This is a genomic window from Pseudonocardia sp. HH130629-09 (assembly GCF_001294645.1).
Taxonomy (GTDB): domain Bacteria; phylum Actinomycetota; class Actinomycetes; order Mycobacteriales; family Pseudonocardiaceae; genus Pseudonocardia.
In genome coordinates, this window is the sequence record NZ_CP011868.1 from 3678984 (window position 1) to 3702542 (window position 23559).

Annotated in this window: 26 protein-coding genes and 1 riboswitch; of the genes, 15 read left to right on the forward strand and 11 right to left on the reverse strand. The window is 74.2% G+C overall.

The genetic code is table 11. From position 1 onward, the window contains the following. The first annotated feature begins 100 nt into the window (after positions 1–100). The 5 genes from XF36_RS32510 (at position 101) to XF36_RS30540 (ending at position 2980) form a co-directional block, all read left to right on the forward strand. Positions 101–253 (forward strand): hypothetical protein, encoded by a 153-nt coding sequence (locus XF36_RS32510; RefSeq protein WP_020624367.1) that lies wholly within the window; start codon positions 101–103, stop codon positions 251–253. A gap of 136 nt (positions 254–389) precedes the next feature. Beyond that, positions 390–1304, forward strand: coding sequence for a sulfite exporter TauE/SafE family protein (locus tag XF36_RS16835; RefSeq protein ID WP_060712723.1), 915 nt, complete (start codon positions 390–392; stop codon positions 1302–1304). Between the two features lie 96 nt (positions 1305–1400). Then, positions 1401–1529 (forward strand): hypothetical protein, encoded by a 129-nt coding sequence (locus XF36_RS34890; RefSeq protein WP_255357056.1) that lies wholly within the window; start codon positions 1401–1403, stop codon positions 1527–1529. A 93-nt stretch (positions 1530–1622) separates the two neighbouring features. Further along, the gene (locus XF36_RS34245) at positions 1623–1799 is read left to right on the forward strand and encodes a hypothetical protein (protein ID WP_238588922.1); all 177 of its coding nucleotides are present in this window, start codon (positions 1623–1625) and stop codon (positions 1797–1799) included. Beyond that, positions 1796–2980: a YeiH family protein gene (locus tag XF36_RS30540; RefSeq protein WP_238588923.1), complete on the forward strand. Its 1185-nt coding sequence runs from the start codon at positions 1796–1798 to the stop codon at positions 2978–2980. The genes XF36_RS34245 and XF36_RS30540 overlap by 4 nt, the downstream gene beginning before the upstream one ends. A gap of 40 nt (positions 2981–3020) precedes the next feature. Here XF36_RS30540 and XF36_RS16845 read toward each other — a convergent pair whose 3' ends face one another. The 3 genes from XF36_RS16845 to XF36_RS16855 all read right to left on the reverse strand — a co-directional run bounded on the left by XF36_RS16845 (position 3021) and on the right by XF36_RS16855 (position 6040). Then, a complete protein-coding gene (locus XF36_RS16845) occupies positions 3021–4973 on the reverse strand; it encodes an FAD/NAD(P)-binding protein (RefSeq protein WP_060712724.1) in 1953 nt (650 codons plus the stop codon). Positions 4974–5177: 204 nt separating this feature from the next. Beyond that, positions 5178–5549: a barstar family protein gene (locus tag XF36_RS16850; RefSeq protein WP_060712725.1), complete on the reverse strand. Its 372-nt coding sequence runs from the start codon at positions 5547–5549 to the stop codon at positions 5178–5180. Beyond that, entirely contained in the window at positions 5546–6040 is a 495-nt protein-coding gene (locus XF36_RS16855; RefSeq protein WP_060712726.1) for a ribonuclease domain-containing protein, read from the reverse strand. The genes XF36_RS16850 and XF36_RS16855 overlap by 4 nt, the downstream gene beginning before the upstream one ends. Before the next feature lie 315 nt (positions 6041–6355). Between XF36_RS16855 and XF36_RS31675 the strand changes: the two genes are divergently transcribed. Further along, a complete protein-coding gene (locus XF36_RS31675; protein WP_143510327.1) occupies positions 6356–6598 on the forward strand; it encodes a hypothetical protein in 243 nt (80 codons plus the stop codon). 9 nt (positions 6599–6607) lie between these two features. Here the strand turns inward: XF36_RS31675 and XF36_RS16865 are convergent, their stop codons facing one another. Continuing rightward, positions 6608–7468: an LLM class F420-dependent oxidoreductase gene (locus tag XF36_RS16865; RefSeq protein ID WP_060712727.1), complete on the reverse strand. Its 861-nt coding sequence runs from the start codon at positions 7466–7468 to the stop codon at positions 6608–6610. Here XF36_RS16865 and XF36_RS35685 point away from each other — a divergent pair. Genes XF36_RS35685 through XF36_RS16875 form a run of 3 tightly spaced genes read left to right on the forward strand, consistent with a single transcriptional unit; the run spans position 7449 to position 8990 of the window. Next, positions 7449–7691: a putative leader peptide gene (locus tag XF36_RS35685; RefSeq protein WP_414706196.1), complete on the forward strand. Its 243-nt coding sequence runs from the start codon at positions 7449–7451 to the stop codon at positions 7689–7691. The genes XF36_RS16865 and XF36_RS35685 overlap by 20 nt on opposite strands. 43 nt (positions 7692–7734) lie before the next feature. Further along, a complete protein-coding gene (locus tag XF36_RS16870; protein WP_060712728.1) occupies positions 7735–8184 on the forward strand; it encodes an OsmC family protein in 450 nt (149 codons plus the stop codon). Between the two features lie 17 nt (positions 8185–8201). Next, positions 8202–8990: an enoyl-CoA hydratase-related protein gene (locus XF36_RS16875; protein ID WP_060712729.1), complete on the forward strand. Its 789-nt coding sequence runs from the start codon at positions 8202–8204 to the stop codon at positions 8988–8990. A gap of 159 nt (positions 8991–9149) precedes the next feature. Here the strand turns inward: XF36_RS16875 and XF36_RS16880 are convergent, their stop codons facing one another. After that, a complete protein-coding gene (locus tag XF36_RS16880; protein WP_060712730.1) occupies positions 9150–10031 on the reverse strand; it encodes a hypothetical protein in 882 nt (293 codons plus the stop codon). 252 nt (positions 10032–10283) lie between these two features. On the opposite strand from XF36_RS16880, the gene XF36_RS16885 reads away from it, so the two are divergent. Next, entirely contained in the window at positions 10284–11129 is an 846-nt protein-coding gene (locus tag XF36_RS16885) for an NAD-dependent protein deacetylase (protein WP_060712731.1), read from the forward strand. 4 nt (positions 11130–11133) lie between these two features. Here the strand turns inward: XF36_RS16885 and XF36_RS16890 are convergent, their stop codons facing one another. Continuing rightward, a complete protein-coding gene (locus tag XF36_RS16890; RefSeq protein WP_060712732.1) occupies positions 11134–11316 on the reverse strand; it encodes a hypothetical protein in 183 nt (60 codons plus the stop codon). Positions 11317–11360: 44 nt separating this feature from the next. Between XF36_RS16890 and XF36_RS16895 the strand changes: the two genes are divergently transcribed. Beyond that, positions 11361–12326: a zinc-binding dehydrogenase gene (locus tag XF36_RS16895; RefSeq protein WP_060712733.1), complete on the forward strand. Its 966-nt coding sequence runs from the start codon at positions 11361–11363 to the stop codon at positions 12324–12326. A 221-nt stretch (positions 12327–12547) separates the two neighbouring features. Continuing rightward, positions 12548–12976: a MarR family winged helix-turn-helix transcriptional regulator gene (locus XF36_RS16900; RefSeq protein WP_020626280.1), complete on the forward strand. Its 429-nt coding sequence runs from the start codon at positions 12548–12550 to the stop codon at positions 12974–12976. Between the two features lie 83 nt (positions 12977–13059). Here XF36_RS16900 and lepA read toward each other — a convergent pair whose 3' ends face one another. After that, positions 13060–14922, reverse strand: coding sequence for a translation elongation factor 4 (gene lepA, locus XF36_RS16905; RefSeq protein WP_060712734.1), 1863 nt, complete (start codon positions 14920–14922; stop codon positions 13060–13062). 234 nt (positions 14923–15156) lie between these two features. Between lepA and cynS the strand changes: the two genes are divergently transcribed. Next, positions 15157–15621 carry a cyanase gene (cynS, locus tag XF36_RS16910; protein ID WP_020626282.1) on the forward strand — a complete coding sequence of 155 codons (465 nt, stop codon included), beginning with the start codon at positions 15157–15159 and terminating at the stop codon, positions 15619–15621. Between the two features lie 170 nt (positions 15622–15791). Further along, positions 15792–16055, forward strand: a complete 264-nt coding sequence (gene rpsT, locus XF36_RS16915) for a 30S ribosomal protein S20 (protein WP_020626283.1) — start codon at positions 15792–15794, stop codon at positions 16053–16055. A gap of 231 nt (positions 16056–16286) precedes the next feature. On the opposite strand, the gene holA is transcribed toward rpsT, so the two are convergent. Further along, a complete protein-coding gene (holA, locus tag XF36_RS16920) occupies positions 16287–17255 on the reverse strand; it encodes a DNA polymerase III subunit delta (RefSeq protein WP_060712735.1) in 969 nt (322 codons plus the stop codon). 140 nt (positions 17256–17395) lie between these two features. Next, a riboswitch (SAM riboswitch) is annotated at positions 17396–17549 on the forward strand. A gap of 6 nt (positions 17550–17555) precedes the next feature. Here holA and thrC point away from each other — a divergent pair. Continuing rightward, positions 17556–18824, forward strand: coding sequence for a threonine synthase (thrC, locus tag XF36_RS16925; protein WP_060712736.1), 1269 nt, complete (start codon positions 17556–17558; stop codon positions 18822–18824). Between the two features lie 74 nt (positions 18825–18898). On the opposite strand, the gene XF36_RS16930 is transcribed toward thrC, so the two are convergent. From XF36_RS16930 to XF36_RS16940, 3 genes are all read right to left on the reverse strand, one after another. Then, positions 18899–21286, reverse strand: a complete 2388-nt coding sequence (locus XF36_RS16930) for a ComEC/Rec2 family competence protein (RefSeq protein WP_064485445.1) — start codon at positions 21284–21286, stop codon at positions 18899–18901. Next, the gene (locus XF36_RS16935) at positions 21283–22563 is read right to left on the reverse strand and encodes a helix-hairpin-helix domain-containing protein (RefSeq protein WP_238588924.1); all 1281 of its coding nucleotides are present in this window, start codon (positions 22561–22563) and stop codon (positions 21283–21285) included. Before XF36_RS16935 ends, XF36_RS16930 begins: the two co-directional genes overlap by 4 nt. 126 nt (positions 22564–22689) lie before the next feature. Continuing rightward, a complete protein-coding gene (locus XF36_RS16940; RefSeq protein WP_060712737.1) occupies positions 22690–23556 on the reverse strand; it encodes a DegV family protein in 867 nt (288 codons plus the stop codon). Positions 23557–23559 lie beyond the last annotated feature (3 nt).

Consider the following 23559-nt stretch of genomic DNA (forward strand, 5'->3'; position numbering starts at 1 on the left):
GACATCAGCTGGTCACAGCAGTTGTCCGGGCACCTTCACCGCGGTCCCGGTCTGCGGACGTCGGCTTGTCGACACCCCGCTCGCGTTCCACCATGGATCGGTGACCACCACCGCCACGCCCGCCGACCGGGTCCTGTCACCCGGCCGCTCGCAGGCGGATCCGGCGGTGTCCTGGCACCTCGTCGCGCACCTCGAGCGGTTCTGGCCGTCGCGCCGGCTCGACGCGTTCGACGAGTTCTGTCGCGCTCGCTGACCCGTCCCACGGCGCCGAGCGCCACCCCACCACACCACCGGTCACCGTGACCGCGGCCGCCCCGCCACCCGCGTCCCCCACCGGGACGGGCCGGGGCCCGGGACCGCGTCCACCGGCAGTCCGGGAAGGATCGTCCGTGCCCACACTCATCGTCTTCGCCCTCGTCGGCCTCGCGGCCCAGCTGGTCGACGGCGCGCTCGGCATGGCCTACGGCATCACCTCGACCTCGCTGCTGGTCTTCGCCGGGATCAACCCAGCCACCGCGAGCGCCTCGGTGCACCTGGCCGAGGTCGGCACCACGCTCGCCTCCGGCGCCTCGCACTGGCGCTTCGGCAACGTCGACTGGAAGCTCGTGCTCAAGCTGGGCGTGCCGGGTGCGATCGGCGCGTTCCTGGGAGCGACGCTGCTGTCGGCCCTGTCCACCGAGAACGCCGCCCCGTTCATGTCGGGGATCCTGCTCGCCCTCGGCGTCTACGTCCTGCTGCGCTTCAGTGTGCGGCCGCCGAAGGTCGCCACCGCCCGCACCTCCCCGCACGGCGCCCGGTTCCTGTCCCCGCTCGGCCTGGTCGCCGGATTCGTCGACGCGTCCGGCGGCGGCGGGTGGGGCCCGGTCTCCACCCCGGCCCTGCTCGGCGCCGGACGGACCGCACCGCGCACCGTCGTCGGTTCGGTCAGCGCCTCGGAGTTCCTGGTGGCGCTCGCCGCGAGCGCCGGGTTCCTCGTCGGGCTCGGCCACGAGGTGCTCGCCCCCTCCACCATCGGCGGGCTGCTGATCGGTGGGGTGCTGGCCGCGCCGCTGGCGGCCTGGCTCGTCACCCGAATCCCGACGCCGGTCCTGGGCTCGGCGGTCGGCGGCGTCATCATCCTCACCAACGCCCGGACGCTGCTGCGGGCCGCCGACGCGAGCGGTGCGGTGACCGCGGCCGTCTACGCCGTCATCCTCGTGCTGTGGGCGCTGGCGATCGGTGCGGCGGTCACCCGGCTGCGCCGCAGCCGGACCGAGGACGCGGCGACGCCGGTCGACCAGGAGCAGCCGGTCTCCACCGGCTGACCTCCCCACGGGCCGGGCGGATGCGGTGTCCGGACACCCCGTCCGTCCCGTGGGCGACACCTTGTCCGCTTCGTCCCGACGGCGCACGATCGGGCCATGACCGCCCCGGTGTCCCGTCGCTGCGCGACGCACCCCGCGGTCCTCACGCACCTCGCGCGAGACCGGGAGGAGTTCTGGCCGTCCCGGCGGCCGCACGCCTACGACGAGTTCTGTCCGCGGTTCTGAGGCGCGTGGCCCGCCGGGCCACGCGCCGCCGTGTACCCGCAGCCACTCGTCGTGGAGGAACTCCATGTCCCGCACCACCTCCGGGGGCCACCCGTGAGCACCCCGTCCGACACCCCGCCCGGCACTCGCGCCGGCACCGAACACGAGCCCGGGGACGTCCCCGCACAGCGGCGCCTCGCCCTGAACGAGGACTGGGCCGCGACGGTCGTCGGCCTCCTCCTGCTCGTCCTGATCCTGTCCGGGCTCTGGCCGGGGTGGCTGGTCCCGTGACCGACCAGCACGCCGGCCGACCGGCCGAACCAGGGACCACACCGCCGACCACGCCGCAGACCCAGCCGGAGACCGGGCCCGACTCCGGGACGCAGGCGTCGACCCGCTCCACCCTCCTGTGGGGGCTCGGCGGAGTCGCGGTCGTCCTCGTCCTCGGCGGACTCGTCCGCTTCCTCGAACAGACCGTCCCGGACGCCGCCGAGGGCACCGCGCTGTCCGGGATCGCCGACGCGATCGAGTACCCGGTCTACGCGATCGCGCTCGGGCTGCTCGGCAACGTCGTGCTCACCCTGACCGGGCTGCGCGAACGGCTCTCGGGCGGCTTCCGCACCGAGTTCTTCATCAAGACCGGTCTGGTCCTGCTCGGCGCCTCGATCGACTTCTCGATCATCGTCCGCGCCGCCGGACCGGCCGTGGTGCAGGCGGTCGTCCTGATCACCGTGGTCTTCGGCTTCACCTGGTGGCTCGCCGGGCGGGCCGGGGTCGACGACAAGCTCCGCGCCCTGCTGGCGTCCGCGGTGTCCATCTGCGGCGTCAGCGCGGCGATCGCGGCCGCCGGCGCGGTGCAGGCCCGCAAGGAGCAGCTCGCCTACACGGCCAGCCTGGTGATCCTCTTCGCGCTGCCGTCGATCTTCCTGCTGCCCGCCGCCGTCGGGGCGCTGGGTCTGTCGCCCGCCGCCGCCGGTGCGTGGATCGGCGGCAACATCGACACCACCGCCGCGGTCAGCGCGGCCGGGGCGATCGTCGGCGAGGAGGCGCTGCAGATCGCGACCATCGTGAAGACCACCCAGAACGCGCTGCTGGGCGTCGTCGCGGTGGCGCTGACGGCCTACTTCACGCTGAAGGTCGAGCGCAGCGGCTCGGCGGGCCGGCCGGGCCTGCGCGAGTTCTGGGAGCGCTTCCCCAAGTTCGTGCTCGGGTTCCTCGCCGCCTCGGTGATCGCGACCGTGTTCGTCGCGACCGCCGGCTCCGACGTCGCGAAGCCGCTGATCAGCGACGTCAACGCCTTCCGGACGACGTTCCTGATCCTGGCCTTCGTCTCGATCGGCCTGGAGTTCCGGGTGGCACCGCTGCGGGAGGCCGGGTGGCGCCCGATCGGGGTGTTCGCCGCGGCGACCGGGGTCAACCTGGCCGTCGGCCTCGGACTGGCGGTCCTGCTGTTCTCCGGTCTGACGGTCTGAGTCCGGGTCCCGCCCGGGGGCACACCCCGGGCGGGACGGCTCAGGCCGCCGGGACGGCGCGGGCCGCGGCGCCGGGCAGGGCCCCCAGCACGGCCCGGGCGACGGCGTCGTTGTAGCGCAGGCTCTGCGCGTTCATCCCGGGCCGGGTGAACGCCCCCGCGACCTTGACCGTGGTGTGCGGCCCGACCGCGAACCGTCGCTCGTGCACCCCGCCGTCCGCGGTGTGCAGTGCGCCGTCGGCCGGGCGGACCGACAGCAGTCCGGTGTTGCGCAGCGGGGCGCCGTCGTCGTCGTACAGCACCTCTTCGACGGCCTCACCACGGGCGAGCAGCCCGCCCAGCAGCCCGTCCACGGTGCGCGAGACGCTCGGGTCGGGCAGCCGGGCGTCGACCAGCACCCGGGAGGTGACCGGCTCCGCACCGGCGAGGGTGGTGCTCGTGGCGTGGAACCCGTCGGCGTCGACGTCGACGGTCATCCCCGCCCCGAGGAACCGCAGGTACCCGGCACGGGAGAGCGCGAGCATCTGGCGGACCCGGAACCCCGGCGGGCCGGAGGCGACGGAGTTGAAGAACGACTGCCACCACGGCAGCTCCCGCGCCCGCGAGCGCGGTGAGAGCACCCCGGCCCCGGCGAGGCGGGTGGTCTCGGTGTAGACCGACAGCATCGCGACGAACGCGCCCAGGTGCGGGGTGTGCCGCTCGTCCACGTGCTGGCGCAGGTCCTCGGAGATGCGCTCGCGCACCAGCGGTTGCAGCGTCTCCAGGTCCGGGGCGTGCACGCCGTCGAGCGGCCGGTCCAGCGCGGTGAGGTCGAGGCGGTCGAGCGGGTCCGGCACCAGCTCGGCAATCAGCGCCGTCTCCTCGGGCGAGCCGTGCGCGACGGCCGCGAAGCGCTCGGCGAACTCGTCCCACCCGGCGCGGACACGGTCGGGGTGGCCGACGAACAGCTCGTGGTACCAGCCCCAGCCGATCTCCTTCGCCATCAGCGGCCACACCTGGGTGCCGACGTCGACCGGGCCACCGGAGGCGATCAGGGCGTCGACCACCTCGGGCGTGAGGAACCGCGGCAGCGGCGGACGCCCGCCCCGCAGCTGGTAGTGGGTCTTGGAGTGGTAGGTCGCGCCGCGCGGGGACCCGCCGACCAGCACCGGCTCCCGCCCGCACGGCTCGTAGCGCAGCCGGTCCGGGTCGGTGTCGTCCGGGTCCGCCACGAAGCGCCCGCCGCGGCCCTCGAACAACAGCACCACGAGGTCGACGAACGCCAGCCCCAGCCCGCGGGCCAGCACGGTCTCGCCCGGGGCGATGACCGAGAGGTCGGAGTCCGAGGTCTGCTCGGGTGGCAGGTAGCGCAGGCCGAGCTCGGCGGCGCGGGCGGCGAGCGCGATCTCGTCGTCGGTGGGGGTGGCGTCGAGGTGCCCGGAGGCCAGGACGACGGCGTCGCCGCGCAGGACGGTGCCGTCGGCGAGGGTCACGACCTGCCGGCCGTCGGCCTCGTCGAGGGCCTCGGCGGTGCTGCGGTGCACGTGCACCCGCATCCCGGCCGGCGCCCGCTCGACGACCTCGCGCAGCACCGCGGCGAGGTAGTGGCTCTGCAGCCGCCGCGACGGGAACGTCGACGCCGTGACCTGCGCCAGCTCGTCGGTGAGCTCCGGACCAAGCCCGGCAACCGGGTCACCGTGCTCGCGCAGGTCCCGTGCCCAGTCCCAGAACGACGGGCCGGGCGCCACCGGGCCGTCGCAGACGACCGAGTCGTCGGTCCACATCGTGACGTCAGCGGCCATCGAGTTCATCGCGAGCAGCGGAAACTGCGCGTGCCGCCAGATGCGGCCCGCCCCGGCCGGGAACGGGTCGACGAGGTGGACGTTGACGCCGGGTCCCGCGAGGGCGTCGGGCAGCAGCTCGGGGGCACTCGCGACCATCCGCTCGAGCACGCCGGCCCCGCGGGGGCCGGCGCCGACGATCACGACGGACGGGGCGTGCGGACTACGGGACATGGGGCGCTCCTGGGTCGGCGGGCGGAGGGGGACGACCCCTCACGGCGCCCACCGCAGGCGGCACAGGTCGACGTGCCTGCGCCTCACCAGCCGGAGACCCATGGCGTCCACGGTAGGTCTCCTCCCCGTCCACGGCCACCCGTCACGGACCGTTCCCCGGGGTCAACGTCGTGCCGCACCTCTGAGATTCCGGGGCGTGGCCGTTCAGGTCGCCGGACCCGCCAGGGTGACCCGCAACGGCCGGTCGGTGCCCGCCGTCGTCTCGACGGCCTCGGCGAGGATCTCCAGGACGGCCGCGTGGGTGCCGGGGTCGGCCGCGGCGAGCGGCCCGTCGGCGACGACGAGCTCGACCGGCCCGGGGGGCAGCCAGGACAGGTCGCCCAGGCAGTCCGCCAGCGCGTCGAGGTTGTGGCCGTAGTACTCGGGGAAGCTCAGCGCCCGGCCGAGGGCGGACAGGACCGCGGTGCGGTCCGCGACCCCCTCGACGACGGCGACGAGACCGGTGCCACCGGCCCGCCCCCGGGCCGCGTCGACGGCGGGCGCGGTTCCGGCGCTCTCACGGGGAAGGGTGCTCACCTCGAGACGTCTACCACGACGAACGAGGCGTAGTGGTCGGCCGTGTAGTAGTACTCCCCGCCCGATCCGGTGACGATCCGCCGGGCACCGCGGGTGCTCGACCCGGGGGTCGTCACGGTGAACTCCTTGTAGTAGCCCGAGGACTTCGCGGGCAGGATCCCCTCCCGGTTCTGGAAGGTCGTCCCGTCCTGGCTGTACGGGTACGGCCCGCCGGAGCGGATCAGCCGGTAGGTGTCGGTGGCCTGCGACGGCAGCGACGACAGCGCCCGCACCGGCAGCCCGGACTCCTCCTCCCCCGGCACGGCGGCCGGGGCGGCGGGAGCGGCGACGGCGGCCGGGGCGGCGGGAGCGGCGACGGCGGCCGCCGCGGCCGGGGCGGGTGCGGCGACGGCCGCGGCGGGCAGGGCGAGGCCGAGGACGGCCAGTACGGCGACGAGCGCCCCGACGATCAGGGCACACAGCCCGGACCGCGCATCCGGTCGAATGATCATGGTCCGGACGCTAGGTTGTGTCACCCTTTCGGGTACAGGTGTCGCAACGAACCGTCACGGGCTCGTCACCCGCCGTTTCCATGACCGGCGCGACGACCACCCTCCGTTCGCCCGCCGACCGCGCCGACCGGCCCCCTGACAGGCGATGATCACGACCGATCACCGCGCCGGTGCACCCGGTCACCGTGTCCTGCGTCGCACCAGTGTTCTACGCACAGTAAAAGAGCGTTGGAGCGGGTACAACGGAGTACGAGAGACCAGGAACGACTGCGCATGACACGCCCCGACCCCGACACGTTCAACGGAGAACGTCGCATGACCGCAGAGTTGATTCACCCCCTGCCCGAGGCTCCCCCACCCGTGGAGACCCCGGCACCCCAGGCCGGCCGCTCGACCGTGGACCGGCTGCTGGACTCGATCGACGACCTGGTGCGCCGCCACCGTGCGCTCGCCGCACACGACGGCGCCTCCGCCGCCCTGCACGCCGAGCTGATCGCGGCCGAGCTGGACCAGCAGGTCGCGATCCTCCGGACGATGCCCCGCCAACCCGGCGGCTGACCGAACGGGTCAGAGCTCGGCGGCCGCCGGGATGATCTCCGACCCGAACACCCGCAACGGCTCGATCGCCGCCACGTCCGGCACCATGGTGTGCACGTGCTGCACGCCGAGTGCCGCATAGCCGCGCAGCTCCTCGACCGCCGCCTTCGGATCGGCCGGGTCGAGCCGCGTCATGACCGTCTTCTCGATCTCGTCGTAGTCGCGCCCCACCTCCTCGCAGCGGGTGCGCAGCACGTCCAGCTTGCGCTCCAGCTCGGGGCCGCCGAACAGGTTGCACGCGTCGGCGTACTGCGCGACCAGGCGCAGCGTCTTCCTCTCCCCACCACCGCCGATCAGGATCGGCGGGTGCGGCCTGCGCAGCGGCTGCGGCGTGTTCAGCGTGGCGCCGAGCCGGTAGTGGGTGCCCTCGAAGGGGCCGTCGTCGTCGCTCCACATCTGCCGGGCGATGCGCAGCGTCTCCTCCAGCCGCTCGAACCGCTCGGCCGTCGGCGGGAAGAACAGTCCGAGCCCGGTGGCCTCCTCGTCGTTCCAGGCGGCGCCGATGCCCAGCATCGCGCGGCCCTTCGACAGCACGTCCAGAGTGGTCACGGCCTTCACCAGCAGACCAGGGTCGCGGTAGGTCACCGCGGTCACCCAGGCCAGCAGGTCGACCTTCTCGGTGCGGGTCGCCAGGTAGCCGAGCACGGTGTAGGCCTCGAGCATGTCGGTCTCGACCGGTCCGACCGGCCGGATCTGCCAGAGGTGGTCCATGACGCTCACCCGTGCGAAGCCCTGTTCCTCGGCCGCCGCGGCGATCCGGGACAGGTCGTCGGCCAGCCCGGCCGGGCCGGCCGGGTAGGTGAAGTCCGCGATGTGCAGTCCGATCCTCACAGCTGTCCTCCCAGAAACGGAGCAATCTCCGTTTACGAGCGTAACCCTCTCCCGGCGACGGGCGCCACCGCACGCATCGGACCACGGGCGTCGCCGGTTCGGTCGACTCCATCACGTCGCGCAGAACCGTTCGGTGCGGTTCACTGGCGTCGTGATCGCGCTCGTGCGGAGGCTGCACATCGACCTCGCCCGGACGGCCGGGGCGCTCTGTCCGCGCCTCTGATCAGCCGCCCCGCACACGTATCGCACCCCTGGGAGTCTCACCCATGCCCCTCGTCACCTTCGCCGTCAGCGGTCAGGGCACCGGTGTCGCGCAGACCGTCGCGGTCGACGGCGCCGACTACGTCATCGAGACCGACGCCTACCCCGCCTTCGGCGGCAAGGACGAGCACCCCAGCCCGCTCGCCTACACGCTCGCGTCGCTGTCGTCGTGCAACCAGGTCACCAGCTCGATCGTCGCGAAGGAGCTCGGCATCACGATCGAGCACGTGCGCTTCGACCTCGCCGCCGACTTCAACCCAACGACGATGACCACCGGCACCCACCGTGACGGCGAGACCACCTTCCAGAACCTGCGGATCGACGCCGTCATCACCACCGACGGCACCGAGGAGCAGGTCGCGCAGCTCGCCCGCGAGACCGAGCGCCGCTGCCCGGTGTCGCAGCTGTTCGCCCTGGCCGGGGTGTCGATCACCAGCACCTGGACGAAGGCCTGAGGTCCTAGTCTGCGGGGGTGGCAGACACCGTCGACTCCCCCGAGCTCGTCCACCTGGCCGTCGAGGCCGGGGTCGCGACCATCACCCTGGACTCCCCGCGCAACCGCAACGCGCTCTCGACGCAGCTGCGCCGGGAGCTGATCGCGCACCTCGACGCGGCGATCGCCGACGACGCGGTGCGGGTGATCGTGCTGACCCACACCGGCACGGTGTTCTGCGCGGGCATGGATCTGCGGGAGTCGCGGGGCGCGGGCGCCGAGCAGCAGGGTGTCACCGAGGTGCCGCGGATCCTGACCACGCTGTGGGACTCACCGAAGCCGGTCGTCGCCCGCCTGTCGGGGCCGGCCCGCGCCGGCGGGGTCGGGATCGTGGCGGCGTGCGACATCGCCGTCGCCGCCGAGTCGGTCACCTTCGCGTTCTCCGAGGTCCGGATCGGGGTGGTGCCCGCGGTCATCTCGGTGACCGTCCTGCCCCGGCTGTCCGCCCGCGCCGCGCACGAGCTCTTCCTCACCGGGGAGACCTTCGACGCGCGGCGCGCGGTGGCCGTCGGGCTGATCAACAGCGCCGTCCCGGCCGAGGCCCTCGACGACGAGGTGGTCCGCTACACCGGGATGCTGCGCCTCGGTGCGCCCGGCGCCCTGGCCGGAACGAAGGCGATGCTGCGGCGCGAGCGCCCGGCGGCGATGAGCGACGACTTCGCCGCGATGAACACGTTGTCGGCGTCCTACTTCGCCTCCGAGGAGGGACAGGCGGGCATCCGGGCCTTCGGTGAGAAGCGGACGCCGTCCTGGGTGCCGCAGGGCTGAGCCCGTTGCCCCCCGGCCCGGCTCGCGCGGCCCGGCCCTGGCCCGGCCTCGCTCGCCCCGCCCGGCCCCGCTCGCCACGCCCTGGCCCTAGCTAGCCGGTCCGGTCCGGTCCGGTCCGGCGAGTAGCACATCAGGCACCTCGGACCCCCTGGGGCGAGTTCACGGCGTGCCACTCGGCGCGTGGTCCAGAGCCCGGCCGATCTCCGCGACGATGCGCCCGGGCTCGTCGCGCAGGTCGAACCGGGCGTAGCGGTAGATCCGCCACCCGGCGTCGACGAGGCGGGTCACCCTCGTGGCGTCGCGCAGGACCCGGTCGGGGCCGGTGTGGTCGGCACACTCGTACTCGATGCCGACGCGGACCGCGGGATAGGCGAGGTCGAGCCACACCGCGCGGCGCCGGACGTCGTCGAGCACCGGGCGCTGGGTCTGCGGTCTCGGGAGCCCGGCCCGGACCAGGAGCAACCGCAACCGGGTCTCGGGTGGGGACGCGGCGCGCCGGTCGGCGAGCCCCAGGACGCCGGGGACCCTGGACACCCCGCGCAGGCCCCGGTAGCGGACCACGAAGTGCAGCAGCCGGTCCGGGGAGAACCCGTGCCGGAACGCCAGCGCGTCCACCGCGACGACGGCGTCGGTCTCGTCCTCCCCGCGGGCGAGGTCGAACGCGGTGCGCAAGGGCGTGGTGACCCGGACCCCGTCGCACCACCCGATCTCACCGGGGTGCAGCCGGTCGCGGCGCACGCGCACCCCGGCCGGGGCCCGGGCCCGGACCGGGAGCACAACCTCGACCGCCGCCCCGGCCGGCGCGCACGGAGCACCGGACAGCTCCGCCGCGGCCCATCCCGCGATCACCCCGCGACCGCCGGACCAGCGGAACACCGCCCGGCACCGGTCGGCGTGCCCGAGCGGGACGAGGTGCCCGGCGGCCCAGGTGTCGGGCAGCACCCGGACGAACGCCGGCCCCTGCAGCCGTCGTGCCGTCACGAGACCGGCGCCGACGGCGGCCGAGCCGCGGAAGATCAGGGGCCACCCCGGCACGTCCACCGGCGCAGGATCCGGGACACCGCGCCGGGCGGGGCCGTTCGGCGTCCCCGGTGTGCGATCGCGAACCAGTCCGGTCGCCGGGGTACGCCGAGTGGCACACCACGGACCCGGGAGCGGCCCCGACGGGTTCACCGCGTACCACTCGGCGGGCACGTTCAGCGCCCCGGCGGGGCCGAGAACGCGCGGCGGGGCGGAGCGGTGACGCGGGCCATCGGAGCGCGCGGAACCGCCGGGCGCGCCTACCCTGGGGGCATGCCCTCCCCCGTCGTCACCACCGACCCGGGTGCGGCGCTGGATCTGCTCGCCGGGCGACGCCTGGTCGTCCTCACCGGGGCCGGGCTGTCCACCGACTCCGGCATCCCGGACTACCGCGGCCCGGGCTCGCGCCCGCGCAACCCGATGACCTACTCCGAGTTCGTCTCCGGGGAGGCCGCGCAGCAGCGGTACTGGGCGCGCAGCCACGTCGGCTGGGCCCGGATGCGCCGCGCCGACCCCAACCCCGGGCACCGCGCGCTGGCCGCGATGGGGGCCGCGGGCGTCGTCGACGGGCTGGTCACGCAGAACGTCGACGGCCTGCACACGGTGGCCGGCAGCCGCGACGTCGTCGACCTGCACGGGCGCATCGACGAGGTCGTCTGCCTGGACTGCCGGCAGATCACCGCCCGCGACGCGCTGGCGGCCCGGCTCACCGCGCTGAACCCCGGTTTCACCGAGGCGCACAGCGCGCAGGTCGAGACCGCCCCGGACGGCGACGCCGCGGTGGAGATCACCGACGGGTTCCGGATCGCGCCGTGCGCGTCCTGCGGCGGGGTCCTCAAGCCGCACGTCGTGTTCTTCGGGGAGAACGTGCCGAAGGACCGGGTGGCGCGGTGCTACGCGATGGTGGCCACGGTGACCCCCGAGGACGGTGCGCTGCTCGTCGCCGGGTCCTCGCTGACCGTCATGTCGGGGCTGCGGTTCGTCCGGGCCGCCCACCGGGCGGAGGTACCGGTCGTGATCGTCAACCGCGGGGCGACCCGGGGCGACGAGCTCGCCGACCTGCGCGTCGACGCCGGCTGCTCGGAGGCCCTGACCGCGCTGGCGGCCCAGCCGGTCTGAGTGCTCAGGCCCCGCCGTCGCGGCGCCCGCGGGGCGTGTCGAAGCGCCGGGTGGCACGGTCGGCCCCGATCGCGACCAGCGCGCACGCGGGCAGGACCACCACCGTCACGAACACGACCTGCACCACGAACGGCAGGCCGGTGAGCCACAGCTCGAACGCGTCCCAGCCGTCGACGATCGTGCGCACACTCCACACGGTAGTCCCCGCGCCCAGGCATTAGGTTCGGGGCCATGTTCGCTGTCTACGCGCAGGAGCCCAACGCCGACGCTCCCCTCGACTCCCTCGTCGTGGGCGAGCGGCCCGACCCGGAGGTCCCCGACGGCTGGGTCTCCGTCACCGTCTCCGCCGCCAGCCTCAACATGCACGACCTGTGGACGCTGCGCGGGGTCGGCATCAAGCCCGACCAGTTCCCGATGATCCTCGGCTGCGACGGCGCCGGTACCCTCGACGACGGCACCGAGGTCGTCCTCTACCCGATCATCGGGGACCCGGACTGGCGCGGCGACGAGACCCTCGACCCGCAGCGCACCCTGCTGACCGAGCGCCACCAGGGCACGATGGCCGAGAAGGTGATCGTCCCGGCGCGCAACGCGGTCCCCGCCCCGAAGAGCCTCACCCCCGGCCAGGGCGCCGTGCTCGGCACCGCCTGGCTGACCGCGTACCGGATGCTGTTCACCAAGTCGGGCCTGCAGCCGGGCCAGACCGTGCTCGTCCAGGGTGCCTCCGGCGGCGTCTCGACGGCGCTGATCCAGCTGGGCCGCGCCGCGGGCCTCCAGGTGTGGGTCACCGGCCGCGACGAGGAGAAGCGCGCGCTGGCCGAGCGGCTCGGCGCGCACGCCGCCTTCGAGTCCGGCGCGAAGCTGCCGGGCAAGGTCGACGCCGTCATGGAGTCGGTCGGCGAGGCCACCTGGAAGCACTCCATGCGGGCACTGCGCCCCGGTGGCCGCATCGTCATCTGCGGCTCCACCTCGGGCCCGAACCCGCCCGCGGACCTCCAGCGGCTGTTCTTCCTCCAGCTCGAGGTGGTCGGGTCGACCATGGGGACGCGGCAGGAGCTCGTGGATCTCATGAACTTCGTCGCGACGGCCGGGATCGCGCCGGAGATCGGGACCGAACTGCCGATGGACTCCGCGAAGGAGGCGTTCGAGGCGATGTCCGCGGGGCGGACGGCGGGGAAGATCGTCCTGACCCGCTGATCCGTTACGAGATCCGGGTGTGATGCATTCGTGATGTCGTTGGGTCACGTCAAGCGGTCTACGAAATGCCTGGTCGTCGCCCTGTCGGTCATCGCTGCGTGACGACCGCCCGGCGCTCGGGGGACGTTTGCCCAGGACAGGGTCGGATTTCGCCCGTTCGGCAAGTACAGTGCGTCATCGTGACCGAGCCTTTCAGTCGACGGGCGTCGGGGACTGCCACCATGGCTGCCCCGACGCCTGGAGCCGCGGGTGTCGTCGAGTTCCTGGACCGGGTCGACCACGCCGTGGCCACAGCCCTGTCCACCAACCCGTCCTCGACGGACGTCAGCCGTGACGGCTGGCGCGTCCTGTTGATGCTCGCCCGCGGCACCGGCCGCAGCATGGGCGAGGTCGCGGGACACACGTCGCTGCCCGCCCCCACGGCCACCCGGATCGTGGACCGCCTCGTCGAGAAGAAGCTGGCCTACCGGTCGGCCGACCCGCTCGACCGGCGCCGTGTGCTGGTGCACCTGTCTGCCGAGGGACGGACGGTCGTCGAGTCCGTCTGCCAGCGGGTGCAGCGCATCCTGTCGCCGCGCCGCGCCCCCGCCGCCCGGCCCGCGCCGTGCGACGGGCCGATCCCCGGCCCCCGGGCAGGCCTGGCCATGTAACCGGCCCCCGCGCTCCCCGCCCCCACCACGTACACGTCGGGCCCGACTCCCCGCTGAGAGTCGGGCCCGCTTCGCGTCCGGGGCTACTTCTTGGGCTTCTCGGTGGCCGTACCGCCCCCGGTGGACAGCGCGGCGACGAAGGCCTCCTGCGGGACGTCGACGCGGCCGATCGTCTTCATCCGCTTCTTGCCCTCCTTCTGCTTCTCCAGCAGCTTGCGCTTGCGGGAGATGTCGCCGCCGTAGCACTTGGCGAGGACGTCCTTGCGGATCGCGCGGATCGTCTCGCGGGCGATGATCCGGGCGCCGACGGCGGCCTGGATCGGCACCTCGAACTGCTGGCGCGGGATGAGCTCGCGGAGCTTGGTCGCCATCGAGGTGCCGTAGGAGTACGCCGAGTCCTTGTGCACGATCGCGGAGAACGCGTCGACGGCCTCGCCCTGCAGCAGGATGTCGACCTTGACCAGGTCGGCGACCTGCTCGCCGGCCTCCTCGTAGTCGAGGCTGGCGTAGCCGCGGGTGCGCGACTTCAGGTTGTCGAAGAAGTCGAAGATGATCTCGCCGAGCGGCATCGTGTAGCGCAGCTCGACGCGGGTCTCGGACAGGTAGTCCATCCCGCCGAGCTGGCCGCGCCGGCTCTGGCACAGCTCCATGATGGTGCCGACGAACTCCGACGGCGCCAGGATGGTGATCTTGGTGATCGGCTCGCGGACCTCGGCGACCTTGCCCACCGGCCAGTCGCTGGGGTTGGTCACCTCGATCTCCTCGCCGTCGTCGGTGGTGACCTGGTAGACGACGTTGGGCGCGGTGGAGATCAGGTCGAGGTCGAACTCGCGCTCGAGGCGCTCGCGGGTGATCTCCAGGTGCAGCAGGCCGAGGAAGCCGCAGCGGAAGCCGAAGCCGAGCGCGGCCGAGGTCTCCGGCTCGTAGGTGAGGGCGGCGTCGTTGAGCTGCAGCTTGTCCAGCGCCTCGCGCAGGTCGGGGTACTGCGACCCGTCGATCGGGTAGAGCCCGGAGTAGACCATCGGCTGCGGCTCGCGGTAGCCGGTCAACGGGTCGGTGGCCCCGTTGCGCTTGGAGGTGACGGTGTCGCCGACCTTGGACTGGCGGACGTCCTTCACCCCGGTGATGAGGTAGCCGACCTCGCCGACGCCGAGGCCGTCGGACGGCTTGGGCTCCGGGGAGACGATGCCGATCTCGAGCAGCTCGTGCTCGGCGCCGGTGGACATCATCTTGATCTTCTCGCGCGGCGAGAGCTTTCCGTCCACGACGCGGATGTAGGTGATGACGCCGCGGTAGGTGTCGTAGACCGAGTCGAAGATCATCGCCCGGGCGGGCGCGTCGGCGTCGCCGACCGGGGCGGGGATCTGGGCGATGACGGCGTCGAGCACCGCCTCCACACCCTCACCGGTCTTCGCGCTGCACCGCAGCACGTCCTCCGGCTCGCAGCCGGTGATGTGCGCGATCTCCGCGGCGTAGCGCTCCGGGTCCGCGGCAGGCAGGTCGATCTTGTTGAGGACCGGGATGATGTGCAGGTCCTTCTCCATGGCCAGGTACAGGTTGGCCAGGGTCTGCGCCTCGATCCCCTGCGCGGCGTCGACCAGCAGGATCGCGCCCTCGCACGCCTCGAGTGCCCGGGACACCTCGTAGGTGAAGTCGACGTGGCCCGGGGTGTCGATCAGGTGCAGCACGTGCTCGGTCTCGACGCCGTCGGCGTTCTTCGCGGTCCACGGCAGCCGGACGTTCTGCGCCTTGATCGTGATGCCACGCTCGCGCTCGATGTCCATCCGGTCCAGGTACTGGGCCCGGGCGTCACGATCGCTCAGTACCCCCGTGACCTGCAGCATCCGGTCGGCCAGGGTCGACTTCCCGTGGTCGATGTGGGCGATGATGCAGAAGTTCCGGATGCGCTCCGGCGGGGTGAACGTGCGGTCGGCGTACGTCGTCACTCGGCTGTACTCGGCTTTCGCTCATGCGTGGGGCTTCGGGCACTTCGGGTGCTCAGGGCACTCGGGGCTCGGGGCACTGGGGCCCATCGTCCCATGTCGGGCCGGGCGGCCGCCGTGGTGGCACCGCAGGTCGTCACACGCTGTTCACGCCGGGCGTCCCCGCGTTGCCCCGACGCGGCCGATCGCGCACGATCGAACGGCCAGGAGTCGAGTCCCCAACCCGGAGGAGTCACCGTGTCGGTCACCCCCGTCCCCCCGCTCGACCGGCTGAGCGCGGCGCGTGTCGTGCTCGCCAGGAAGAAGAAGCTGGGCCTGACCTGGGACAAGATCGCCGAGGCACTGGGCCGCTCGCTGGAGTGGTCCACCTCGGCCCTGCTCGGGCAGCAGACGCTGACCCGCGAGCAGGCCGAGGCCGCAGGCTCCCTGCTGGACCTGGACGACGACGTCGTCGACGCCCTCACCCTCCCGCCGGAGCGCGGCGCGGCCGCGGTGGACCTCACCGACCCGCTGGTCTACCGCCTCTCGGAGATGGTGCAGGTGTACGGCACGACGATCTCCGAGCTGGTCCGCGAGGAGTTCGGCGACGGCATCGTGTCCGCGATCGACTTCGAGCTGGACCTGCAGCGCGTCGCCGACCCGAAGGGCGACCGGGCCGTGATCACGCTGAACGGGAAGTTCCTGCCCTACCGCGTCTGGTGACCCGGAACAGGGGGCGAGGACGCCACTGGTAACCTTGTGCGTCGAGCGCTCGGCGTGCTCGCCCGAAACGGCCTGGACCCTCTCTCCAGTGATGCTGTTCGGTGCCGCCGGAGCGGACCCGGACGTACACAAGACCAGCCGACCAGCAGGCAGGAAGACCAGAGGCAGACGTGGCCAACATCAAGTCGCAGATCAAGCGTGTCAAGACCAACGAAAAGCGCCGGCAGCGCAACAAGTCGGTGAAGTCGTCGGTCAAGACCGCGATCCGCCACTTCCGCGAGGCCGCCGACTCCGGCGCCGACAACGTCGTGGAGCTGCAGCGCAAGGCGGCCAAGGCCCTCGACAAGGCGGCCGGCAAGGGCGTCATCCACAAGAACCAGGCGGCGAACCGCAAGTCGGCCCTGGCCAAGCGTCTCAACGACGTCCAGGCCTGAGCCGCCCCGGTTCCCCCACGACGGCGCCGCCCCATCGGGGCGGCGCCGTCGTCGTGTTTCCCGGACCTTTCGTGACCCCCGACCGCTCGTGTCCCCGGACCTCTCGTGTTCCAGGACCGCTCGTGTACCCGCACCGGACACGTCCCTCGACCGATCGCTTTCCCGGACCGGTCACGGCCGCGGGCCGGGGCCCGTCCATGCGCTGCGGGCGCAGGGTGCGAGGTGCGGGGCTCAGCGCGGGGTGCGGGCGGACACGACCGCCAGCACCGCCCGCTCCAACGCGTACCCCGCGTCCGCGGCGACGCCCTTGACGTCGGCGTTCACCCGGGCGGTCGCCGCGATGGCGTCGGCGAGCTGCTCCGGACGCCACTGCCTGACCGTCTGCTGTGCCTTGCGGATCTTCCACGGAGGCATGCCCAGCTCACCGGCCAGCCGGTTCGGGTCGCCCCGCCCGGCCGAGCCGACCTTGGCCAGGGTGCGCACCGAGTCCGCGAGCGCGTCGGCGATCAGGACGTGCGGGACACCGAGCACCAGCGCCCACCGCAGCGCCTCCATCGCCGCCCGCCGGTCCCCCGCGACCGCCGCGTCGGCCACCGCAAAGCCGGAGGACTCGGCCCGGCCGCGGTGATAGCGCCGCACCCCGGCCTCGTCCACGGCGCCGCCGGTGTCCGCGACGAGCTGTCCGGCCGCGGCCGCCAGCTCCCGCAGGTCCGACCCGACCGCCTCGACCAGTACCGCGAGCGCACCGGGGGTGATCGTGCCCCCGTGGCGGCGCACCTCGTCGCGCACGAAGTCCGACCGCTCGTCGGCGCGGGTGATGCGGTTGCAGGTGACGGTGTGCGCCCCGGCCTTGCGCATCAGGTCCAGGACCGCCTTGCCCTTCGCCCCCCCGGCGTGCTGGACCACCAGCACGATCCCGTCGGCCGGGTCCTTCACGTAGTCGGCGAGGGCTGCGGTCATGTCCTTGTTCGCATCCTGGCCATGAGTGAGCACGATCACCCTGCCCTCCGCGAAGAGCGAGGGGCTGAGGTGCCCGGCGAGCTCGCCGGGGGCAACCTCGGAGGTGCGGAAGCGGCGCAGCTCGGTCTCCGGATCGCGCTGCCGGGCGCGCCGGACCAGGTCGGACACCGCCCGCTCGGCCAGGAACTCCTCGTCCCCGACGACCAGCTGCAGCGGGCCCGGTTCGCTCGTGCTGCTCACACCCCCATGGTGGCCCACACCCCTGACAACGGGTGAGCCGCGTCCCGGCACGACGACCTCGCCTGGCGGTGCGGTGCCCCGTTCGCGTACCGTCGTCGTCGGTTCCGGCGCTCGGCGTCCGGAGCACCACAACCGCATATGGCTCATCCAGAGGGGCAGAGGGAACGGCCCGTTGAAGCCCCGGCAACCGGCGTCGCACGACGATCCGCCCAGACCTGCGCCTTCCGCGCGGCGAGGACGTCGACGAACACGGTGCCAATTCCGGCCCGCCACCTCCGGCGGGACAGATGAGGAGATCTCGTGACTCTCACTGCTGCGCCCGAAACCACCTCTGCCTACGACCTGGGCTCCGCGCGCGCTCTCGCGTGCCGCGAGTGCCGCCACGAGACCCCGCTCGCCGCGGAGTTCGCGTGTCCGCGCTGTTTCGGCCCCCTCGAGGTGGCCTACGACTTCCCGACGGTCACCCGCGCCTCCATCGAGGCCGGCCCGAAGTCGATCTGGCGCTACAAGGACCTGCTGCCGGTCCCCTCGACCGTCGAGCAGCACGCGAACACCGAGCCCGGCCTGACCCGGCTGATCGAGGCCGACAACCTGGCCCGCGCGCTCGGCGTCCGCAAGATCTGGATCAAGGACGACACGGGTAACCCGACGCACTCGTTCAAGGACCGCGTCGTCGCCGTCGCGCTCGCCGCTGCCCGTGAGCTCGGCTTCTCGGTGCTGTGCTGCCCCTCCACGGGCAACCTCGCCAACGCCGTGGCCGCCGCGGCCGCCCGCGCCGGCTGGGACTCGGTCGTGCTGGTCCCGTCCTCCCTGGAGCAGGCGAAGATCGTCACCACCGCGGTCTACGGCGGCACCCTGCTCGCCGTCGACGGCAACTACGACGACGTCAACCGGCTCGCCACCGAGCTGGCCGCCGAGCACGAGGACTGGGCGTTCGTGAACGTCAACGTCCGCCCGTACTACGCCGAGGGCTCGAAGACCCTGGGCTACGAGGTCGCCGAGCAGCTCGGCTGGCGGCTCCCGCAGCAGGTGGTCGTCCCGGTCGCATCCGGCTCCCAGCTCACCAAGATCGACAAGGGGTTCACCGAGTTCGGCACCCTGGGTCTGGTCGAGCCCACCCCGTACACCGTGTTCGGTGCCCAGGCCACCGGCTGCTCGCCGGTCGCGCGGGCCTTCGAGGCCGGTCACGACGTGATCCAGCCGCAGAAGCCGGACACCATCGCGCGCTCGCTGGCGATCGGCAACCCGGCCGACGGTCCGTACGTCCTCGACTCGGTGCGCCGCACCGGCGGCTCGGTCGGGCACGTGTCCGACGAGGAGGTCGTCGCCGGCATCCGGCTCCTGGCCCGCACCGAGGGCGTGTTCGCCGAGACCGCGGGCGGGGTCACCATCGCGACCATCAAGAAGCTGCTCGAGGCCGGGGCGCTCGACCCCGACGCCGAGACCGTCCTGATGATCACCGGTGACGGGCTCAAGACCCTCGACGCCGTCTCCGGCGAGGTCGGCCCGACGGCGACCGTGCCGTCGACGTCCTCCGCGGTCCGCGAGGCGCTGGCGAACCGGGGCTGACCGGCCCCGCCGGCCGGGAGCCGGACGGGGGTCGCCACGCGCGACCACCGTCAGCCCGGCCGGGTCGTCGCCGGTCAGGGCCAGGTCACCGGACCGGTCGGTGCGTGCGACCACGATGCCCGCCCGGCCAGTCGGTCCACCAGCTCCGGGTTGGGGTGCCGGTAGCTGTTGCCGTTGCCGACGCTGATCACCGCCGCACGCGGCGCGACGGCGGTGATCAGGTCCGGGACCACCTTGCGGGACCCGTGGTGGGGCATCTTCAGGACGTCGGCCCGCAGGTCGACCCCGGAGTGGAGCAGGTCGTCCTGGGCGACCAGTTCGGCGTCGCCGGTCAGCAGGATCGTCGCGGCCGGGGTGGTGGCGCGCAGCAGCAGCGAGATGTCGTTCACCGCGGTCCCGTCGCCGCCGTCAACCGTCAGGGGCGGGTGGACCGGGCCGAGGACCTGCAGGCGCAGCTCCGGCCACCCCAGCTCCATCCCGCGCACGAGCCCCACCACCGGAGCCCCGGCCCGCTCGGTGTGCCGGGTGATCTCGCGCAGCCCCGACGCCGGTTCCCGCACCGGCCCGACGGCGATCCCGCCTGCGGCCCGACCGCGCAGTGCGCCGGCGAGGCCGCCGTCGTGGTCGGCATGGAAGTGGGTGATCACCACGAGCTCCAGGACCCGGACCCCGAGCCGGTCCAGGCAGGTGTCGACGGCGTCGTCCGTCGGCCCGGTGTCGACCAGGACGGCGTGCCCCGGGGTGCCGGTGGCGAGGACGAGCGCGTCGCCCTGACCCACGTCGCAGGCCACCATCCGCCACCCGGTGGGCGGCCAGCCGGGCGGGGCGAACCGGGTCGGGACGAGGACGACGAGGAGCCCGACCAGCAGCGCCAGCAACAGGGCCCGCAGGCGCGGCACCCGGCCCATCGCCAGCAGCACGACGAGCACCCCGGTGAGCAGCAGCGCGCCGCCTGTGCCCGCGGGCCACGGCACGGTGGCACCGGGCACCGCGGCGGCCCGGTCCCCGACCACGACCAGCCACCACACGAACGGACCCGCCAGCCAGGCGCAGCACCACGCTGCGGCCGGGCTCACCGCGGACAGCACCGCACCGAGCACGCCCAGCACCGTCGCGGGGGCGACCGCGGGCGCCGCGAGCAGGTTCGCCACCACGGTGACCAGCCCGACTCCCCCGTTGAGCCCGGCGATCACCGGCGCGGTGGCCAGCGCCGCGGCGACCGGGACGACCAGTGCCTCGGCCGGCCCGGACGGCAGCCCGCGCCGACGCAGCGCCGCCGTCCACCCCGGTCCGAGCAGCACCAGCGCACCGGTGGCGACGACGGACAGCACGAAACCCGCGTCGACGGCCAGGGCGGGGACGGCCAGCAGCAGGCCGAGCACGGCCACCGCCAGCGCCGGCACCGCGGACCGCGCCCGGCCGGCGGCGAACGCGATGAGCACGACCCCGCCCATCACCGCCGCACGCAGCACCGACGGCGACGGCCGGGCCAGCACGACGAACCCGACCAGGGCGACCATCGCCATCGCGGCCGCGATCCGCGGGTCGATCCGGAACAGGCGCAGCAGGAGCAGCACCGCCCCGGTCACGATCGCGACGTTGGCGCCGGAGACGGCCGTGAGGTGCGCGAGCCCCGCGGTCCGGAAGTCCTGCTCGGTCTCGGCGAGCTGGGCGCGGGTGTCCCCGATCGCGAGCCCGGGCAGCAGCCCGGCCGGTGCCTCGGGCAGTGCAGCGACCGCCGCGTCGCGCAGGCCGTCGCGCAGGGCCCCGGCCCCGGTCTGCCACCACGGCGGCGCGGTCACGTCCTGCGGTGCGCCGCGGACCTTCAGCACGGCGACCGTGAGGTCGGGACGCTGTGCGGGCATGAGCAGCCCGGCGGCGGAGACCTCCTGACCGGGGAGCAGCCCGGTCCACTCCGCTGCCGGGGCCAGGAGCAGGAGCTTCCCGCCGGTGGTCGCCCGACCGCCGCCGACGGTGGCCGTGACGAGCTCGGTGGGGACCAGCGCCATCGCCCGGGCGGCGCCGGACTCGTCTCCACCGCCGGTGGTGCTGCGCAGGATCCGGGGGTCGTCGGTGAGCCGGACGCGGACCTCGGCGGCGGCGCCACGGTCGGCGGGCCCGCGCAGCGGGTGCGACGCCAGCGCGGCCGCGTGGACGGTGCCCAGGACGGCCGCGACGAGCGCACACCCGGCCGCGGCGAGCACGATCGAGGACGGCGCCGCGGCGCGAGCGCTGGTCCGGGCACGGAGCAGCGTGACCGTCAGGGCGAGCGCCGCGAGGACGGCGGCGGTGATCCCGCCCGCGGTGCCGCCGAGCAGCCCGGCGAGGACGGCGGCCCAGGTGGCGAGCGCGGCCGGGACGAGGCGCAGGTCGGGTGGGGCCGGACGTTCCTGCTGCTCCGCACGCTCGTCGTCGCGCTCCCCGGACACCGGTTCGGGCCGGCGGGCTCCGGCGCGGGTCACACCCGCACCAGTTCCTGGAGCTGGGCGAAACGGCGCTCGCCGATGCCGTCGATCTCGCGCAGCTGCTCGACCCGGCTGAAGCGCCCGTTGGCGCTGCGCCAGTCGATGATCTTCTTCGCGGTGACCGGGCCGACGCCGGGCAGGGCGTCGAGGTCCGAGAGGGTGGCGGTGTTCAGGTCGATCTTCCCGCCGGGGGCGGCGGGTGCGGCGGCCGCGCCCGGTTCGGCGCCCGACGCCGGCTCGGAGCCCGGGGCGGGCAGGACCGGGGCGGCGTCGGCGGCCGGTGGGACCCCGACCGCGATCTGTTCCCCGTCGCCGAGGCGGCGGGCCAGGTTCAGCGCGCCGAGGTCGACCTCGGGCAGCGCGCCGCCCGCAGCGTCGAGGGCGTCGGCGACGCGTGAGCCGTCGGGGACCCGGACGAGACCGGGCCGGGCGACCCGCCCGACGACGCTCACGACGAGCGGCCCCGCGGCGACCGGTGCCGCCGCGACGGGCGCCGGCCCACCGGGACCCGCGGACCGGTCCGTCTCCCCCGTCGCCGCCCCGCCGGGCACCGCCGTCACCTCGGGCAGGCCGCCGACGGGCTGCACGGTGGGACGGTCGAGCCACACACCCACCCCGGCGACGAGCGCCCCGGCGAGCACCACCGCCACCAGCGCGAGCGCACCGGGGCGGCCCGGGTCCACCCGCGCCCCGGCCAGCGACGGCGGCAGCCACCGCTGGGCTCGGCGGCGAAACCACGACGGCCGCCCGCCGTGCGGGACGTCGTCGCCGAGCTCCTCGGACGGTGCGGGGTCGTCCCGGGCCAGCAGGGCCAGAGGGTGGCTCGCATCGGGGTCGGCGGTCCACACCGGTGTCGGCCCCTCCGGCGCGACGGGACCGGTCGCGCCGCGGTGCGCGGCGGAGGGATCGGCGGACCACACCGGTGGCTCCCCGTGCGGGGCGGCGGAATCGGGCCGGCCCGGTGTCGCGCCGTGCAGGATGGCTGGGTCGGGCCGGCCGGGCGTCACACCGGGCCAGGTGCCGGGCCGGGACGCGGACGGCGTCATCCCGGGCCCGGAAGCGCAGGGGGTGTGGAGCGGGAGCGGCACGACGGCGCCCAGCCCGTGGGCCGGCGGTGGTCCGGGACGTGGCCCGGAGGGGCCGGTGGCCACCGGCAGCGCGGGCAGCGGGACGGTCGGGGGATCGAGCCGGTCCGCGACCGCGTCCACCCGCCCGCGCGTCCCGATCCCGGCGAGCCGCCGGGCCGGGTCGAGGGAGGCGTCGGTCCTGGTCACGCACCCGACGCTAGGTGCGCCACCCCCGTTCCGACCGGCCGATGCCGGGCCTGTGGACGGATCGATCGATTGGGGACCGATGCGCTGCCGTCGGCCACGACGCGGCCGGATCGTCGGCGGTCCGTGCTACACACCGGCGGGGCCCGCCGGCACCACCACGATCCCCACCAAACCCGCTCCCGCGTGCGCCCCGATCACCGCGCCGACCTCGGAGACGTGCACCTCGGCGGCGTCGGGCAGCTGTTCGCGCAGCCGGTCGGCGATGTCCTCGGCCCGGTCCTCGGCGCCGAGGTGGTGCACGGCGAGGTGTGCGCCCGGACCCGCCTCGGCGACGGCGAGCGCGACGAGCCGTTCGGTCGCGCGCGAGGTCGTCCGCACCTTCTCCAGCGGCGCGATCCGGCCGTCGCGCAGGTGCAGGATCGGCTTGACCGACAGGGCCGTGCCCATCAGCGCGGACGCGGCGCCGATCCGGCCGCCGCGGCGCAGCCGCTCCAGGTCCTGCACCGCGAACAGGACCCGTGCCCGTGCGGCGACGGCGCCGGCCACGGCCTCGACGTCGTCGGCGGTGGCGCCGGCTCCGGCGGCGTCGGCGGCGGCGAGCACGGCGAAGCCGAGGCCCATCGCGATGGCACCGGAGTCGACGACCCGGATCCGGTCCGGGGCGACCTCCTGCGCGGCGAGCCGGGCCGCGTCCCAGGTGCCGGACAGCGCGCGCGACAGGTGCACGGCCACGACGGCGGGGACGCCGTCGTCGAGCAGGGCGGTGAAGCGCTCGGCGAACGCGGCCGGGGTCGGGCGCGAGGTCTGCACGAGCAGGGTGCGGTCGGCTAGCGCGACGATCAGCTCGGCGGCGGAGACGTCGACACCGTCGCGGGCGGTGCGCTCGCCGAGCCGGACCTCCAGCGGGACGACGTGGATGCCGCGTCGTTCCGCGACGCCGGGCGGCAGGTGTGCGGTGGAGTCGGTGACCACGGCGACCGGCGAGGGGGGCACGGC

Coding starts and splice junctions, on each gene's coding strand:
- XF36_RS34890 (WP_255357056.1), top strand. CDS start 1,401: ATGACCGCCCCGGTGTCCCGTCGCTGCGCGACGCACCCCGCGGTCCTC.
- XF36_RS16845 (WP_060712724.1), bottom strand. CDS start 4,973: ATGTCCCGTAGTCCGCACGCCCCGTCCGTCGTGATCGTCGGCGCCGGC.
- XF36_RS16855 (WP_060712726.1), bottom strand. CDS start 6,040: ATGATCATTCGACCGGATGCGCGGTCCGGGCTGTGTGCCCTGATCGTC.
- XF36_RS31675 (WP_143510327.1), top strand. CDS start 6,356: ATGACCGCAGAGTTGATTCACCCCCTGCCCGAGGCTCCCCCACCCGTG.
- XF36_RS35685 (WP_414706196.1), top strand. CDS start 7,449: ATGTGCAGTCCGATCCTCACAGCTGTCCTCCCAGAAACGGAGCAATCT.
- XF36_RS16870 (WP_060712728.1), top strand. CDS start 7,735: ATGCCCCTCGTCACCTTCGCCGTCAGCGGTCAGGGCACCGGTGTCGCG.
- XF36_RS16885 (WP_060712731.1), top strand. CDS start 10,284: ATGCCCTCCCCCGTCGTCACCACCGACCCGGGTGCGGCGCTGGATCTG.
- XF36_RS16895 (WP_060712733.1), top strand. CDS start 11,361: ATGTTCGCTGTCTACGCGCAGGAGCCCAACGCCGACGCTCCCCTCGAC.
- XF36_RS16900 (WP_020626280.1), top strand. CDS start 12,548: ATGGCTGCCCCGACGCCTGGAGCCGCGGGTGTCGTCGAGTTCCTGGAC.